Here is a 16,154-nt window from a genome sequence, read left to right on the forward strand (position 1 = left end):
CGGTTGGTGCTCAATCGCCTCAGTCGGCGGAGGTGTTGTCGACCATGACGACCTCGACGTCCAGCTTCCCGACGCCGCCCCTGACGGCCTCGACGCTGAAGTAGTACTGGCCCTTCGGCAGGTCGTGCCATTCACCGTTGCTTTGGTGCATGTAGCCCTTGAAGCACTCGGAGAACGTCTTGTTGTCGTAGTCGGCGTCCGGCCAGGCTGAGATGTCCCGGTGCATCTGTATATCCGTGTTGTACGGTTTGCTGCCGGACGAGCTTCGGGGCCCGCTGCAGTTCCTGTACAGCACCTGTGAGTACTGCTCGTCACTCCATCTGCGGGACTCCATTCCGGCCGTGGCTTCACGCCAGTAGCCGGACCACAGGAAGTCCTCCGCTGTGGCCGCCGATACGGACAGCAGTGTGACCGCTGCTGTGGCGGCACTGATGATTCCCGTGCGTCGTATTCGCACGCGCTCAACCTCCATAAGGGAATTTCTCACTTCTGAGGGGTTGACAGAGATGGCCCTGCTGGTCCCAGAACTCGTGGCCGGCGACGCGCCTGCGAAGAGGGTCTGGAACTTCCCTCTCGTCCGCTGGACCAGCCAACGGCGGTCACACGCCCGCCTGCCCTCCGACCCCATGGTGCCCATCTCGCTCGTGCACGCCATTGCGTCCACGAGCGACCCAGACTGTAGGCGGGGGCTGCTGCCGCTGTGCAATTAGCCAGGCTTAACGGCTGAAACCAAGCGCATCGATATCGCGGAGCCCAGGCCGGGCATAGCCCCTCGGCAACCGGCGGCTTCGGCATTGCTGTTCGCCATCATGCCGGAAACGGGAATGGCTTGTTCCGGGATGCTCTCGACGGAGAGTTTCCCAGCTCCCTGCGGGCGGTTGTGGGAACTGCCTCAGATGCAATGCACTTCCTCAGTCTCGACACCGCCGGTTTCCCCGGGCGCGATACGGAACTGGCACGTGCAGTTCCGGCCGCTTGGCGTCGGTGTTACCACTCCAGGTGTTATCCGGCGGCGTCCGCACCCTGATTTGGCCCGCCGGGGGGCCGGGTCCCCGACCTGATCGATACCGTCCGGGAGGCCCACGTCCCGCCCGCCCGGTCGAGTATGCGCCCTGCGGTATGCGCGGACCGGACCGCCGAGCACCGTCGCCCAGGTGCTGCGCCGATGGTCAGCCCCCGTCAAGCACTGGAACCTCAAAAACCATCCGCGTGAGTGTTCGATGCGTGTGTAGGATCTGCCGCACCCAGTCACGTACGAACTAACGCTCGATTCGGGGGGGTTGTGCTTAGTTTACTGGCATTCTCAGGTCGCACCGTCACGGTTCTCGCACTCTTATGTGCCGGCGTGTCCACTGGCTCCGCTCATGCGGCGTCCACACCTGACGCTTGCACGGGCTTTGCTGCCAAAGGCGTGCTGACTGTCGATCAGCTCCCCACTGGCGCCCGGTCCAAGGGCTGCGATCTGACGGGCCGTGTCGTCGTGAACGGCACCGTGGGTGTAGCCGTGCCGGCGCGGGGTGAGACTGTGCGAGTTGACGCGCTCAGAGCCGATGGGGGCGAAGCTGCGGGTCTGTCCGTGTCCGTTGCGCAGGATGGGGTGATCAGTTACCAGACTCACTCGGCGGAATCGGGTGAGTCCGCGAGTGTCCAAGCTCTGTCAGCGTGCTCTGACACGACGCGGCCGCCGACCATGCACGAAGAGATTCATACCTACACGTGGTACGTGGGAGACGGAGGGATGCCGGGCGGACTGACGCAGGCCCAGGCTTACGCCGCTTTCGCGGACGCGATCGACAACATCACCAAGACCTACAACGACTGTGGTATCTCCGACACGGTCGACGCCAAGTCCAGCTACGCCGGCACCTCCACCTATGAGGCGGACATCAACGCCTCCAGCCAGTGCACACCTCGGGACGAGCAGAACACCTGGGATGCAGGCGACCTGGCAGCCGGGCACCTCGCTGTCACCTGCTCCTGGACCGTCGACGGAACAACGTCCAACCTGCGCGAGCTGGTCGAGGCTGACGTCCGCTACAACACGACCGACAACAACTTCACTAACAGCCCATCCTCCAGCTGCGTCAATCTCTACGACATTCGGGCAGTCGGAACGCACGAGGCAGGCCATGTGTTCGGAATGGATCACGTCTCGGCAGCGCACCCGGATCTCACCATGTCGCCGTCCATCAACGCATGTGACACTAGTGATAGGACGCTCGGGCGAGGGGACTACCTGACCCTCGAAGCGATCTACTAGGGGGCAACGGATGGGCTGGCGTACTGGGTGGACCGTAACTGTTCTGGCGACGGGTGTGCTCGTCACATCAAGCGCCTGCGGCTCTGGTGATACGGATGTCGCCACCTCCAATAGCAGTGGCCGCACCGCGGGGGCGTGCGTGTCCCAGTTTGAGTATCAGGGGCGCACCTACCGGGACGTCGCGAACATCGACTTCACAGTGACGACAGCCCTCGGCTTCGCGACGCAGGCCTCCTGCCACGACACCGGCACCGAGACGGCCGAAACCAGCATAAAGCGGCCTGCCTATGCCGTTAAGGGTATTTCTCCTGAGGTGGCGATTGCAGTAGGAGATTCTCCCTCAAGTGCCGCGCTCCACGCTGTTTACTCGGGTCCCGAGGTACCGAAAGAACTCCAGGACCTCGTGCGGTCCAAGTAGGTTGCCCTATCCGATGTGTATGTTCGGCGGTGGAGTTCACTCTTCCATCGTCCCCCGGCTGAGCCGGTATGGATGAGAATCCTCCCTTCCATGCGGCGTGGACCGAGCGGCAGATGGCCTGGTGCGGCGTCTCGCTCAGCTTGTGGAAGCAGGGCCTAGTCGGCGTGGTGGTGCCGACGGACGGCAGCCGCGGCGACCAGGCCGAGCCCACTGCCGAGGGGCGTGCCGCTCTGGCTGCCGCGGACGCCTGAGCCGCTCCACCGTCTGCTCGGCGACCGGGGGGCTGCAAGGCGGCGCCCGCGGGATCATTGTCGGCGACCAAGCCCGTTCTCCCCGCGCTTGGTGGCCGGCAAGGGGGCGTGCGCGCGGTGGTCACTGGGGGAGTGTGTGGCCGATGTGGTCCTTCCACAGGGTGCGGGCGTGGCCGAGGTGGAGCAGCGCGATGTACCACCATAGGTCTGCCGGGGCGCTGTCGCTGTTGTGGGCGAGGGTGGTGCGGTGCGCCGTGGCTTGGGCTTCCTGCGGCGCGCAGCTGACGCGCCACCATTCGGTCGCGGTATGCCTTCCCGGTTTGACGCGAGGTCTGAAGGCTCATGACGTGGAGCGTTGCGCCGGCGTCCGCAGCCTTCCGCACCGCCGACGACTCCGCGGTACTGACGCCTCGCTGGCCCCGCTCTCGCTGCGCCAGCCGGTGTGCTGGTCCGCCACGGTCCGTGTGAGATCGGCTTCCTGCATCGGGTTGTTCTGCACGGGGAGGACGCGGTGCGCACCGACCCGTCCTGGCTCACGTTCCACGACGCCATGTCCTGGTCGGGGAACCCGCGCCGCCCCGTCACCGCCGATCATGCGGCGGTGATCCTGCACGGTCTGCTGCTGGGCCGGCCCAACGACGACCGCGTCACAGTGGGGTGTACGCCCTGTCCGTGGAGACGGGCAAAGCCTGACCCTGGGCTCTGCCGAGCGTCCCACCGAGTCGACCAGCGAATGGACCGAAACAGCCCAACGCATCGGCTCAGTACCGGTGTTTGGCCTGTGGAGCGGAGGGTTCGACTCACTCATCTACGGCGTGCAGGCGCAGGAGATCTTCCCCGTGCGAGCACGACTGCAGCCGTAGAAGGACTGACGGCCGCCCCCTGCCATGAACTGTCTGTCCCCGCACATGCGAGGACAGACAGCACGACAGGTCATGCGACGCGGACCGGCACCTGGCGGCCGGTCAGCAGCTGGGCCAGTGCGTCGGTCTCTTCCTCGGGCACGGCGATGGCGGCCAGGCGGCGGGCACGGGTGACGGCGACGTACCAGACGCGCAGCACCTCGTCGGTGACCGGGTCCGAGGTGGCCCAACGCTGGACGCTTCCGGCATCGGGCAGCAACAGCAGGACGCCGTCTGCTTCATCGCCCTTGAGTTGGTGGATGATGTTGGTGCGCATGTCGGTGGCCGCCTGGGGACGGGACACGGTGGGTTTTCCGGCAGGGCGGCCCTTGCCGCCCTGCGGAGCGGCCCCGGGCAGAGCAGGCCAGGCCTTCATGGCTTGCCACACTTGCGGACCCCATTCTTTGTGGGGCGGGGGCAGGCTGTGCAGGAACGCGAAGGCCGTGCGGTTGACCTGGCCGGCCGACAGGCGGTGGGCGGCCATGATGCTGTCGGGGCCGCCGGTCTCGCCCGGATACCAGTAGCCGAACAGGACGCGCACGGCGATCGCGCAGGCCCGGGTGAGGTCGTCGCCGGAGGCGCCCGGGCTGTGGGCGGCGGCGTGGGCCCAGGCCAGGCTGGTGATGGCGCTGGTGTTGGGCTTCTCCCGGCTGATGGCCGGCAAGGTGGCGTACTTGTAGGCGGTCACCAGGCAGTCCTTGGCTGGGACGGCGTACTCCTCGGTGAGCGTGCGGAAGAAGTCAACGATGCCGGCACCGGTCGGGGCGTGCAGGTGACGGCTGCCGGAGTTGGCGAATTGGGTGGGAAGCAGCAGGACAGGGATGTCGTCGTCGCGCACGACCGAGGTGTCCGGCGGTCGCTGCCCCGTGCGCAGAGTGGCCGCCAGTCGGCAGATGACGGGGGAGCTGCGCCAGTTACCGGTCAGCTGGTGCGGGGTGGGAGACAGCTGCGCGGAGAAGGACCTCAGAGCCTGGGGTTCGGCGCCGCGCCATGCGTAGATGGCCTGGTCCGGGTCGCCGACGAGGATCAGCGGAAGGCCGGCGGCGTGCAGCAGTTGAAGGATGGCCAGGTCAGCGGCGGAACAGTCCTGTGCCTCATCGACGATGACTTCTGAGAACCGGGAGCGCAACGGGGGCACCAGCCCGGCGGCGGCCTTGGCGTTGCGCAGGTTCCACAAGGCCAGGAACCGCGCCTCGTGCCCGGTGAAGTAGCCCTGGTCACACCACGACTTGCGGGTTTCGAAGATCTTCTCCTCCCACGCCTTGCGGCTGTAGGCGCTGGCCTCGATGAGCTGGCGGGTGTCGTAGTCGAGCTTGTCCCAGGCAACCGACTCGCACGCCTCTTTCTGCGAGGGGTCCACCGCCATGGGGAAGCGGTGCAGGGAGATTTCCCGGTCCATGCCCTCGACCGGGGCCTTGATGCTCGCCCACGACTCCAGCAGGCGGGGCGCCGGATTGGCTGCTCGCCGAGGCTTGACCAGGAACTCCCACAGGAACGAGTCGAGCGTGCCGATGAAGTGCGGCGCTTGGACCAGGTCGGCGCGGCCCGCCTGGCGGCAGCGGCGAGCCATCTGATCCCGCGCCACCCGCGTGAACGAGATCAAGGCCCGGCCCTGCCGTAGTAGTCGCCAGGGCGATTGCAGATGCCGGCTGGTGATCACATATGTCTTGCCCGCGCCCGGGCAGGCAGACACGTAGGCAGGCGCGGTCACGGCCATGGCGGCCTTCTGCTGCGCCTCGGCGGCCGCCCGCGCCAAGGTCGTCTGCTCCGGCGTCGTCATGGTGTGCCCACCGCAGGGGTGCTGGCGTCAGAGGCGGTGATGAAGCGGATGGCGTTCGCGAGGTAGGTGGGCACGGTGAATGGCACCGCCCGGTCGGCCAATACGTCGGCGAGTTCCTGCGCGAACTCCCCCTTGGAGATGGGAGCCCCCTTCGCCAGCTCTCCATCCGCTCCAGTAACCGTCCGGCTGGTCTTCGGAACGAACAGCTCCCCGAAAGCCAGCGCGGGATCGTCCGCTTGGATGACCTGCTCCCAGCGGCTTGCGGAGCGTGGCGCGCAGCCCAGGAATGCCGCTCGCAGGGCGATGATGTTGTCGGACGACCACAGGGCCGGCTCCAGCGTCCGAGGCGCCGCGGCCACGTGCAGCGCGCCGGGAGAACCCCAGCGGCGCGGCAGCTCCCGCAGGGACTGAAGCCGTGCCGGTTCCGGTTCCCCGGGCGCCACGTCCGTGTCGGTGATCAGCGCCACGCGCCGTCCCAGACAGATGCCGTCAACGGGCGCCAGCAGCACTTGCAGATAGACCTGGAACCCGACACCGTCCACGATCACCCGGGTGATGCCGAAGAACCGTTCCACCGCCTCGAACGCCTCCCGCTTCGCCGCCTCGTCGGCGGCCTCGTCGGCGGCGAGGACCCGCTCGGCCAGAGCCGGCAACAGCAGAAGCTCGGAAATGCCCTCCACTAGGATTGCCCGCGATGCGAAGAGCAGGGCACTCTTCGTGGCGTCCAGATAGCGGTCCAGATGCCGCACCCGGTCCGGGCTCAACTGCAGCCGGGGAATGGGAAGAGGCCGCGCTTGCCAGCCGTCCGACAGCTCGCTCGGGCAACGTGCCATGACCACCAGGTCCTCTACGCTGGCCGCAGCCGACAGGATGGGGGAGTGCGTGGTGACCACCACTTGCAGATGCCCGGCAGGCTGGGACGGGTCACCCGACGGCCGGCGGCGCGAGGCCCGTGCCCGCTGCTGCAGATAGCGCAGCAGCAGCGTCTGCAGCTGCGGATGCAGGTGTGCCTCGGGCTCCTCGACCAGCAGCACGGTCAGGTCAGCCTCGGCGGCTGCGTCCAGCTCCGCCATCACCGTGGCGATGAACAGGGTGTTGGCGTAGCCCAGCCCCGAGGCCGACAGCGGAAACGGTTGCGCGGAGGCATCACCCAACAGCATGCGCAGCGACCGGGCGATCGACGCGAACGTTGGTTCAGCCAGGGCCAGTTCACTCATCTGGGGATGCGCGCCGACGGTCAGGTCCCGCAGCGGCTCGTTGATCTTCTCGTTGACCCTGAACACGTCCGGGTCTGCGGCCACCTTCTTCAGCTCGGTGCCGATCCGTTCCACGAAGGCATCGACCTGCTCGTCGTCCCCCAGCAGCCCGCGAAGGATCATCCGCACTCGGTCGCCGCCAGCCGAGGCCAGCTCCCGTTCCGCATCGCGCAGCGCCGGCAGGTAGACATGTCGCACACCACCGCGCGCGGGAGGCTCGCCCGTGACGGGAAGGCCCGCGCCCTGCGCCCAGACCGTGCTGCCGCGTCGCCCACCCATTTGCGGAGCTGTCCAGGACACCTGCCACCGCGCCGTACGGCTCTCGGGAGGCCCCTCGCGCAGCAGCGCCTCAAGATACGCGCCACTCTGCTCCGGGCCGATATCGGCCACGTCCATCTGCAGACTGGGGCCGCCCAGCGAGGCGGCGGGCTTGAGGACGTCGGCGTCCTCGAAATAGCGCACCCGGCGCCCGTCCAGAGGGTCCGTGAGTAGACGAATCGCATCGATCACGCTGGACTTGCCCGCGTTGTTCTCCCCGACAAGAACCGTCACTTCCGGGCGCAGCGGGATCTGTACCCGCTCGCACGACCGGAACCGCTCCACAAGCACCTCGGCCACGTACACCGCCCGCCCCCATCCCCGGCACGCCACTCTGAGTAATGGTGATCACCGGATAATAGTGGGCATTGTCTGGCGCAGCGTTCAGAAATCGTCATGGACCAGAGCGGTCAGCGCAGATGACGGCCTGCGCTACAGGAGTGCCGGCAGCCGCGGGGCCTTCCTCCACGTGAGCCGCCAACCGGGCATCCAGGAGGGATGCCACGTACAGCACCGGGCGTTGCAGGTGGTCGTCCCCGAAGTTCATCCGCAACAGCGCCGAGCCTGGTGATGCCCGTCGGCATGACCGCCCTCGCTTGCGGCAGCCTGGGGCATGGTCTGTGGGGAAGGGACCGGTCCGGCAGCCCGAGACAGCGGTCAGGGGCGCCGTGGGGTGTCCTGTGCGGTCAGAACTCGTCATCGCCGGGATCGGTGAGGAGCCCAAGTTCTGGATCGTAGAGCAGCGGGGACTGCACATAGCCGTTGTGGAACTGCCAGCCCTGCCGTAGCACCGCCCTGACCGGCGCGAACGCGAGGTTGCTGACCCTCCTTCCGGCGCCCAGCGTGGGAACCGCGGTCTGCCCGGGCTCAAGGATAGGGATCTCCACGATCAGGCGGTGCCCGAGACCCGGCACATAGACGTGCCACGGCGCCAACTGCGCTGGCAAGGACCCCGGGTAGGGTCGCTCCTCGGTGACCGTTCCGTCCAGCTGAAGCTGGCGGCGCAGGATCTGCGCCAGCCCCGGCCGGTCGCCGCTGTTGGCGGGGATCACACGGTGCACCACCCGGGACTCCACACTCATGCGGCGCAGATGTGCGCGGATGTCCTGGCTGGGGGCCACGGCTTCGCGGTACACCAGCAGTCCGCAGGAGATCGCCATCCACGTAAACAGCAGGGCCCGGAACTGCAGGTGCTCCGGCAGAGCGGGGTCATCGGCCTGCAACGGCCAGAAGTCGGGCTCGGCGTAGACTTCCTCGTGGAAGGTCAGCCCTCCGTGGATCATAAGGATGGTCGGCTCGGCGATGCCGGCGCGCACACCGGCTGCCGTATCCGTCCACCAGGACCACCAGGTGCCGCCATCATAGGCAGGCCCCCAGGAGACGGCCCGCAGCACAACACCCCTCTCGACGCACACCGGCGGGTCCTCCCACACCATCAGCCCGGATGGTGAGGGCACAATGCTGGCGATCTGGGCGATGCACGGGATGCCTGTCAGCCCGGCGACGCTCGCGGCGGCGTCCCGGGTGATGTAGAACAAGTCCGCTTTGCGTAGCCGGCGCCTTTCCGCGTTCGCCAGGGCGGCCGCCTGATCCTCCACTCGCTCAAGTGCCGCCACGGCGGGCGGCATCAAGAACGTCACTCCCTCCTGCTGCAGCATGTCCGTCCACGTCTGGGGCGCGTTGTAGTGAAGGAAGTCCAGTGTCTGCAGCCACAGGGCATGCACGTCCTGGATGCCGGTCCGGTCCATGCTCATAGCGGGTTCGATCCTCGAGAGGGATGCGGGCGGAAACGGTGCTGGCGCGGGCGCGGTGGTGGCCTGTGCCGCCCGGTGCGCACGGGTGGTCAGTGTCCGGGCAGGATCTCTTCCCGGCCGATGGGGATGGTCTGAAGGTACTCAAGGGCGATGTCCTCGGTGCCTAAGCTGGGACAGGTAGAGGAAGTAGCCGCCGGTCCGGTCGTGCAGGTACTGGGCGTGCTGGGTGAGAACGGCACACACCAAGCGGCCGTCGCCGTCGAGATGCCACGCCTTTACCTCACTCAACCGGAGCCTCCCCCCGCGTCTCCCGGCCGGAGCCGGCGCCCCGAACCAGCCCGTGGCGCCAGCCTGGCCGTCTCCCACCCGCAGCGGTCAGCGCACCGAAGTAGATATCACTCGAACGGGTGACGCCTGTTTGACGGATCCATGCAGGAGTGCTCGCGCAACGAGCCGGGCGACTCGGCGAGTCGGCTGTGCCCCACGGCCAGCACCCGCCGACGGCGCCGGCCATGCCACCGGCACCCTCGGCGCACGGGGCCTCAGCGGGCTGAAGGTGGTGATCCAGCCGCTGCGCCAGCTCGCCCCAGCCGTCCACGTCCTCCAGCCCCAGCCGGCCATCAGCTGCTGCACTTCCTCCATCCATACCGCACGCGTGCGCGCGCCGCACTGCTCGTGTGAGGTTCGGGGAAGAGGCCACCGAGATGTTCGGGTTTCCCCACCACTGATGCTGGCTCGTGTTTGTCCTGGTCAGTTGATGTTCTAGATGGTTGATCTTGGTGGTGTTCTCCCGAATCGGCCAGTGCAGTGTTCCGTCGAACCTCCTTTGAGGTGGTCTCTGTAGCGCATGAGGGTGCAGGGCGGAGGCGGAACGGGGTCTCTGTCACTCGCTCAGGTGATCGACGGGGCTCTTGTGGTGGTGTCGGCTTTAACGTCTCATCCGTCGCGCCTGCCACGGGCGTTGCATGAACTGCTCTGCGTGGGGCGGATGTTGAACGACCGGAGGCTGACACTGTGATCACTGCTCTGTTGCCGGTTCGTTCTCTGCGTGGTCGTCGGCTCCGGTGACGGCGGGAGGCGACGCCTTGGAGGCCATGGACGACGGCCTGGGGCGGCATCGGGATGAGTTGCGGCCTGCCGCGGTGGCTCAACTGTTGGGGCTGCGCAGGGCGGGGAAGCTGACAACGGCGCATGTGCAGCTGGTCTCCGAAGCGTTGAACGTGCACATCAGGACGGTGTGGGACTGGCTAGCGAGCGCTGAGAAGACCGGCAGCCCGGAGAAGCCGGAACGCTCCCGGTTCCGTATCACCAACGAGATCATCGAAGTTCTCGCCGACTACCAGGGCAACGTCAAACGCGCTCACGAGCACTTGGTGCGCGAAGCCCAGGCAGCGGGGGAGAAGCCGATCGGTCTGACAACGCTGCACGATGCCATCGCTCGCGACCTCGATCCGGGTTTCATGGCGGGTCTGCGGGAGGGCATTCCGGCCGCCCGTGGTTTCGATCCCGCGTTCCGGCGGCCGGCGGTGGCCCGGAACCAGGTGTGGGAGGGCGATCACAAGCAGGCCCCGCTCGTCGTGATGATGCCCGACAAGAAGCTGTCGAAGGTGTGGGTGACCTGGTTCGAGGACCGCGGTACCTGCTATGTGATGGGCTGGGCGGTCACCGCCGGTTCCGCGCACCGCGGCTCGGTCCTCGCTGCCGTACGGGCGTCGGTGCTGCGGGAGGATCCCTATGGGCCGGCCGGGGGACTGCCTCAGCTGGTACGGGTCGACGGCGGCGCCGACTTCCTGTCCAAGACGGTCCGGCGGGCCTTCGGGCTTCTTGGCGTCCCGGTGCACCGGGTGCGCAGCGCCCGCCACAAGGGCGGTATCGAGCGGCTGAACCGCACCAGCATGACCCGCTTCTTCGCCGACCTGCCCCGCTACACCAAGGCGCCCCTGCTTGACCACCGCAGCCGCGTCGGCGAGACGGACCCGCCACTGACCTTCGAGGCATTCGTGGAGCGCCTGGGGGAGTGGGTGCATGAGCACAACACCCAGCACGTGGTGAAGCGCACCGGGGCGACGCCGCTTGAGGCGTGGCTGGCCGACCCCACCGAGATCCGTCCCGAGCCCACCCCGGCCGAGCTGCGCGCGTTCATGCTGGAGAGCGATCACCGGCCCCGGAAGATCACCAGTCACGGGGTGGAGTTCGCGGGCCGCTGTTACATGCCCGAGAACGGTGTGGGCCGGATCGGGGTCGAGGTGCGGGTGCGGTGGATGCCGCACCACAGCCATGAGATCGACCTGTATACCTTCCGCGGGGACCGCTACCTGGGCCGGGCCTTCCTCAGCGACGAGGCCACCGAGGAACTGCGCGCCAAGGTCCTTGCCGGGCGCCGGGAGCACAGCGCTGAGCTGCGCCGGGCCTTGCAGCGCTCCGGTGAGCGCAGACGCGACCGTCATCTGCCGGCTACCGAACCCCAACTACCTGTCCAGGCGACCCGCATGACCAAGGAAGAGGCGCTCGCCGAACTCGCGGGCACCAGCCGGTCAGCGCCTGCCGCGCCTCGTAGGCGCGCAGAGCCGTATCACCCTTTGACGCCCGTCCCGGCCGGCTGGGTGCGCCCCGGCCAGGCCGCTGCCCCCGCCGATCCGTCTTCGGAGGACGCATGACCACCACCGCCGCCGCTTCTGCCGCGCCGTCCCAGCCGCCCGAGTCTGGGCCGCCGCGCCGTCCGGATCTGCGACCGCAGTTCTTCCTCGGCCTTGAGGACTCCTCACTGGTCGCCACCGACACGCTTCTGCAGATCAAGGACACCGTCGTCGACACCGTCGAATCACGGGCCATGTCGGTGATCTACGGCGACGCCGGGCTCGGCAAGAGCTTCGGCACCCGGGCCACGATCCAGGAGATGAACCCGGATCTGATCCTCCCGCTGGACTTCGCCCGCTCCCGCCCGGGACCGAAGGACCTGCGCGAGGAGCTGTTCCACCAGATGAACCTCTCCTGCAAGATGCCGGGTACGCCGACCGCTTTCGACAAGCTGCTGCGCGAAACCCTGCCCCGGCGCCCGTATGTGATCGTGTGCGACGAGGCCCAGCAGTACCGGCGGGAGAACTTCGAGTTCCTGCGCAAGCTGTGGGACACCTGCGACCCCAAGCCCGCCATCCTCTTCGTCGGCGGCCGGGAGGCGTACGAGACGCTGCAGAGCGATCCGGCGCTGGCCTCGCGGATCTACATCCGCCTGGAGATCCTGGCCATGACCGAGGACGAGGTCCTCAAGACCGTGCCCGACTCCCACCCGGTGTGGAGGGGTGCGGACGAGGCGCTGCTGAAGCGGGTCGACACCCAGTACGCGCTCGGCTCCTTCCGCGAGTGGGTGAAGGTCACCAAGCACGTGATCAAGGGCATGGAGCACTTGGGGGCCGACAAGGTCGACGACCGGGTCGTGGACTGGGCCCTGAAGCGATGCTGACCACCCCGCCCCCGCCGCCGTCGGCCGTCTGGGGTGCGGCCGTCGGAGCCGAGCCCTTCGCCGTCATGGACGACGCGGCCCCGTCTGGCCTGCACTTCCTCGACACCCCAGGTATGCGCACCTTGCTCACCCCGGGCATGCTCGCCGTGGGCGACGCGCTCGCTGACGCGTACTCCCAGGGCCGGTTTGTGTGCGTGCTGGGCGAGGCCGGGGTCGGCAAGACCTTCGCCGTCCACACCGCCGCCCGCCGTCTCGGTGAGCTGTTGCTGTTGCCGCTGCATTTCCGGGCACAGCCGGCGCCGGCTGACCTGCGAGCCGCCCTTCACCGTGCACTTGGCCTCCGTGGTGAGGCGTCCGCTGACCCAGGGGCCGCCGACGCCTGGATTCGTCGCGCCCTGGCTCTCAAACCGCGGATCGTCGTGGTCGAGGACGCCCACCGGCTGTCGGCATCCTGCTTCGAGTACCTGCGTTTTCTCCACGACGACCTCCCTCAGGGGCTGTGCGTGGTCCTGATCGCCCAGGCGCGCGGCGAACGCTCCTTGCGCGCCCAGCGGATGCTCGCCAGCCGCACCGCCGGCTGGCTCTACATCTGGCCGCTTACCCGCGACCAGGTCCCGCAGGCACTTCCCGCGCTGCACCCTGTGTGGCAGAGCGTCGCGCCCGACTACCTCAAGGCGTTGGACGCCCGCCTCGCCGATGGCCTGCTGCGCCGATGGGTCGTGCTGACCCTTCACACCCATCGGGTGTTGGCTGCCACCGGAGCAAGCAAGCCCGACTGGGACATGCTGCAAGCCGTGGCCGACCGGGTCGACGGCGGACGTCGCCCATGACCGCATCCACACGTCCTCCCACCCCCGCCCCCGCTCCTGCTTCACGGGCCGCTACACCGCCAGCGGCCCCGGCGGCGCGGCCGGTAAGGCTGCTGCTGGACGGCGACGACGACCACGCGGTACACCGAGCCGCCTATCAGTGGGCCGACCCCGCCCGCGGCCGGATCACCGTCGATCCCACCCCGCACACCACCAGCCCGGCCTACCTCGCGCTGGACGTACTGCGCGCCATGGGCCGCGACGGGTTCTCCCGCCCGGACGCCGAGCGGATGTCCACCGACCCGGCCTGGCGGGCGGTGACCTGCTGGACCCTGGCCTGCGGCCTTGACGAGGCCATCGTGCTGCGCGCCCACCGCCTCACCACCGAGCGGCTGCGCCGCCTGGCCGGGTGGTGCGCGGACACCGGTATTCGCCTGACCCTGCTGGCCCACGCCCCGGAGCAGGCCGACTTCCAGCGTCTGCTCGAACGCCTCACAGCCGCCGGGCTGGACGACGTGGTGACCGTACTCGGCACGGCCCCTGTCCTCGAGGCGATCGGCCCGGCCGCCACCAGACGGCGCATCGGCCCGCCGCCGCACGATCACGCCCACCCGCTGCCCACGCTGCCCCGCAGCGGTGTGGCCGCGTTCCGCGCGGACTGTTGGCGCCGTCAGAGCGCCACCGACTTCGCCCACAGCGACGGCCAGTACCGCGCCGGCTACGCCGCCGCCCGCACCTGGCTGACCCGCACCCTGCCACTCCAGCCAACCCCACCTGAGGTCGCCGAAGACGCCGACCACCCGGCCGAGCCCACCCCCTTCAACCTGCAGGAGACCGAGGCTGTGCGGCTGTTCCTGGCCCGCCTGACCGTCTCAAGTCCCAGCGCCCAGCACACCGTGGCCCGCGTGCGCGGCGCGCAGGCCGCCTTCCTGTCCCGCTCGCTGCTGCTCAACGTGCCGGATGACCTCACCAGTTGCGCGGGGCCCGGCCTTACCACCGTGCCCCTCACCCCGCGCACCGTGCACACGATCACCGTGCGCTTGCCCAACCCGCTGCGCGCCGCCGCCATCGCGGCCCTGCTGTTCACCGGCACCGACAAGTCGCTGCTGTCGATGACCCAGATCGGATCCGTCGACGACACCCACACCACCGTGGCCATCGATCGCGACTCGCGGATCAACATCGGCGAACCGCCCGGGCCCCGGCACCTGTACGCCGTCCCGCCCCGCGCCCGCCCCCTGCTGCGCGCCGCGGTCGAATTCCGCCGCCGCACCCCGCGCACCGCTGATAAGCACGGCCTGTTCGCGAACTGCTTCGGCACCGCGCCACGCTTCGAGGCCCTCATCGCCGACGCAGGCCTCCCGGTACCCGCCCTGGTCCACCCCCACCCCGAGGACGACTGGCACACCGCCGCCCGCTGCTGGCACCTGCACACCCCCGTGCCGCCCGCCCCCGACGTCCTACCCCGCCTTGGGGAGTTACGCCCGTGACCGACCAGCCACCGCCGCCCGACGACACGTCCGCGGCCGCGTTCGACCTGATGTTCCTGCGGACACGCGCCGCCCAGTGCCGGCTCACCGACGAGGACCTGACCGCGCTGACCGGCATTCCCACCGCCGACTGGGGCACCCACCTCACCCCGCACACCCTCCCCGCCGCCGCCTTGCTCGCTCTCGCCCGCGTGCTGAACACCTCACCTGAGTCCCTCCTGCGCGTCCCCGAGCACGCCTCCCGCGGTTCCGTCCCGAGGGCGGCCACCCACGCCACCGTGCTGCACGCGGCCCTGCTTGAGGTCGGTCGCATCCACCCCGACGACCTGGCATCCGCCCTGGAATGGACCCCACACCGCCTGAAGTGGGCCGCCACCGCCCTGGCCGCACACCTCGAGCAGCCCAGCAGCCCGCAACGGCTCATCCACACCGACACCGCCATCCACCTGACCTGCGTCCCTGGCCTGCTCACCGGCACACAGCGGCAGAACTTGTACAACACCGCCACACCGCCGCCTCGCTCGCCCCCGGTGAGGCCGCCGCCCTCACCCGCCTGCTGCACCGCACCGCCCGCGGCCTCACCCCCGAAATGCCCGCCAATCAGATCCCGCGCCTGGCCAACCGGCGCCTGCTCGCCCCCAGACGGAAAACAGCCCGCTCCCCACCCCGATGTGCTGTTCGCCCTCGGCCTGGCCGCCCACCCTTTCCTGGACGCCGCCGACCCCGCCGGCCACCAAGTCCTGGGCCACCGCCCCGCCGCGGCCGACCCGGGACCACACCGGCATGTCCACCAGGCCGACGCAGCCCGCGCGGATTTCACCGACAGTCTCTTGCCAGTGCCCGCCCCGCCACAGCCACCCAGGTCGCGATGATGCCGCCTCCGCGTACGGCCGCCGTGTCCGAGACCACCACCGACTCGTCCGACGACACCACCACAGGCTCGTGGAAGCCCACGTGGTCACCCGGCCACACCCGCCCTGGCCTGCCCCCGCTCACCGTGGTGCACGATCCTCACGACGACCACGCCTTCATGGCCGCCGCGCTGGACGCCCACACCCCCGCGACCGGTCGTATCACCGTCCACCCCCCCGGTGGCGCGCGCACCGGCTTCCCTGGCCCACGACTTGCTGCGCAGCATGGGCAAACACCTCCCGCTGGCCGGCAGTGGGGACGGCACGTACTGGACCGCAACACCGAGACCGCCTGGCGCGCGGTCGCCGCCTGGATGCTCGCGCTGCGCACCGGTCACGTCATCGTCACCCGGGCCCATCGCATCAGCTCCCGGCACTTCGAGTACCTCTTCGCCCTGCGGGAACGCACCCAAATCCGCCTGACCCTGCTATGCCACGGCCCACTTCCGCCGGCTCTCGCCACCGCGCTGGCCAACCTCCGGTACGACGAGGCGCCACACCCTGGCCGCGCCCACCGCGCCTTCACCACGCCCGCTCCGCCACCG

12 protein-coding genes and 1 pseudogene are annotated in these 16,154 nt (G+C 68.9%); 9 read left to right on the forward strand and 4 right to left on the reverse strand.

The genetic code is table 11. The features are described from left to right. Positions 1–19: 19 nt before the first annotated feature. Positions 20–457, reverse strand: coding sequence for a hypothetical protein (locus tag ABEB09_RS34300; RefSeq protein WP_345685898.1), 438 nt, complete (start codon positions 455–457; stop codon positions 20–22). 1,233 nt (positions 458–1,690) lie between these two features. Between ABEB09_RS34300 and ABEB09_RS34305 the strand changes: the two genes are divergently transcribed. The 3 genes from ABEB09_RS34305 (at position 1,691) to ABEB09_RS34315 (ending at position 2,929) form a co-directional block, all read left to right on the forward strand. Continuing rightward, on the forward strand, positions 1,691–2,260 hold the full coding sequence (locus tag ABEB09_RS34305) for a matrixin family metalloprotease (protein WP_345685896.1): 570 nt from the start codon (positions 1,691–1,693) through the stop codon (positions 2,258–2,260). Between the two features lie 55 nt (positions 2,261–2,315). Beyond that, entirely contained in the window at positions 2,316–2,678 is a 363-nt protein-coding gene (locus ABEB09_RS34310; protein ID WP_380839741.1) for a DUF6281 family protein, read from the forward strand. A 68-nt stretch (positions 2,679–2,746) separates the two neighbouring features. Next, positions 2,747–2,929: a hypothetical protein gene (locus ABEB09_RS34315; protein WP_345685892.1), complete on the forward strand. Its 183-nt coding sequence runs from the start codon at positions 2,747–2,749 to the stop codon at positions 2,927–2,929. Positions 2,930–3,862: 933 nt separating this feature from the next. On the opposite strand, the gene ABEB09_RS34320 is transcribed toward ABEB09_RS34315, so the two are convergent. The 3 genes from ABEB09_RS34320 to ABEB09_RS34330 all read right to left on the reverse strand — a co-directional run bounded on the left by ABEB09_RS34320 (position 3,863) and on the right by ABEB09_RS34330 (position 8,939). Continuing rightward, entirely contained in the window at positions 3,863–5,611 is a 1,749-nt protein-coding gene (locus ABEB09_RS34320; protein WP_345685890.1) for a UvrD-helicase domain-containing protein, read from the reverse strand. Further along, on the reverse strand, positions 5,608–7,491 hold the full coding sequence (locus tag ABEB09_RS34325; RefSeq protein WP_345685888.1) for an ATP-dependent nuclease: 1,884 nt from the start codon (positions 7,489–7,491) through the stop codon (positions 5,608–5,610). The genes ABEB09_RS34320 and ABEB09_RS34325 overlap by 4 nt, the downstream gene beginning before the upstream one ends. A 380-nt stretch (positions 7,492–7,871) precedes the next feature. Next, a complete protein-coding gene (locus ABEB09_RS34330) occupies positions 7,872–8,939 on the reverse strand; it encodes a hypothetical protein (protein WP_345685886.1) in 1,068 nt (355 codons plus the stop codon). 1,094 nt (positions 8,940–10,033) lie between these two features. Here ABEB09_RS34330 and ABEB09_RS34335 point away from each other — a divergent pair. The 6 genes and pseudogenes from ABEB09_RS34335 to ABEB09_RS34360 form a co-directional block, all read left to right on the forward strand. After that, a complete protein-coding gene (locus ABEB09_RS34335; RefSeq protein WP_345685884.1) occupies positions 10,034–11,596 on the forward strand; it encodes a Mu transposase C-terminal domain-containing protein in 1,563 nt (520 codons plus the stop codon). Continuing rightward, positions 11,593–12,399, forward strand: a complete 807-nt coding sequence (locus ABEB09_RS34340; protein WP_345685882.1) for an AAA family ATPase — start codon at positions 11,593–11,595, stop codon at positions 12,397–12,399. Before ABEB09_RS34335 ends, ABEB09_RS34340 begins: the two co-directional genes overlap by 4 nt. Beyond that, positions 12,393–13,229, forward strand: a complete 837-nt coding sequence (locus tag ABEB09_RS34345) for an AAA family ATPase (RefSeq protein WP_345685880.1) — start codon at positions 12,393–12,395, stop codon at positions 13,227–13,229. Before ABEB09_RS34340 ends, ABEB09_RS34345 begins: the two co-directional genes overlap by 7 nt. After that, positions 13,226–14,698 (forward strand): hypothetical protein, encoded by a 1,473-nt coding sequence (locus tag ABEB09_RS34350; protein WP_345685878.1) that lies wholly within the window; start codon positions 13,226–13,228, stop codon positions 14,696–14,698. Before ABEB09_RS34345 ends, ABEB09_RS34350 begins: the two co-directional genes overlap by 4 nt. Next, positions 14,695–15,570 carry a hypothetical protein gene (locus ABEB09_RS34355; protein WP_345693792.1) on the forward strand — a complete coding sequence of 292 codons (876 nt, stop codon included), beginning with the start codon at positions 14,695–14,697 and terminating at the stop codon, positions 15,568–15,570. The genes ABEB09_RS34350 and ABEB09_RS34355 overlap by 4 nt, the downstream gene beginning before the upstream one ends. Further along, positions 15,567–16,154 (forward strand): annotated as a pseudogene (locus ABEB09_RS34360) (hypothetical protein); the annotation flags it as partial. The gene ABEB09_RS34355 and the pseudogene ABEB09_RS34360, both read left to right, overlap by 4 nt.

This window comes from Streptomyces coeruleoprunus (assembly GCF_039542925.1).
Lineage (GTDB): Bacteria > Actinomycetota > Actinomycetes > Streptomycetales > Streptomycetaceae > Streptomyces > Streptomyces coeruleoprunus.

What these genes read in the sequence shown, in the direction of transcription:
- ABEB09_RS34305 (WP_345685896.1), top strand. Translation starts at nt 1,691, where the DNA reads ATGCACGAAGAGATTCATACCTACACGTGGTACGTGGGAGACGGAGGG.
- ABEB09_RS34315 (WP_345685892.1), top strand. Translation starts at nt 2,747, where the DNA reads ATGGATGAGAATCCTCCCTTCCATGCGGCGTGGACCGAGCGGCAGATG.
- ABEB09_RS34320 (WP_345685890.1), bottom strand. Translation starts at nt 5,611, where the DNA reads ATGACGACGCCGGAGCAGACGACCTTGGCGCGGGCGGCCGCCGAGGCG.
- ABEB09_RS34330 (WP_345685886.1), bottom strand. Translation starts at nt 8,939, where the DNA reads ATGAGCATGGACCGGACCGGCATCCAGGACGTGCATGCCCTGTGGCTG.
- ABEB09_RS34335 (WP_345685884.1), top strand. Translation starts at nt 10,034, where the DNA reads ATGGACGACGGCCTGGGGCGGCATCGGGATGAGTTGCGGCCTGCCGCG.
- ABEB09_RS34340 (WP_345685882.1), top strand. Translation starts at nt 11,593, where the DNA reads ATGACCACCACCGCCGCCGCTTCTGCCGCGCCGTCCCAGCCGCCCGAG.
- ABEB09_RS34345 (WP_345685880.1), top strand. Translation starts at nt 12,393, where the DNA reads ATGCTGACCACCCCGCCCCCGCCGCCGTCGGCCGTCTGGGGTGCGGCC.
- ABEB09_RS34350 (WP_345685878.1), top strand. Translation starts at nt 13,226, where the DNA reads ATGACCGCATCCACACGTCCTCCCACCCCCGCCCCCGCTCCTGCTTCA.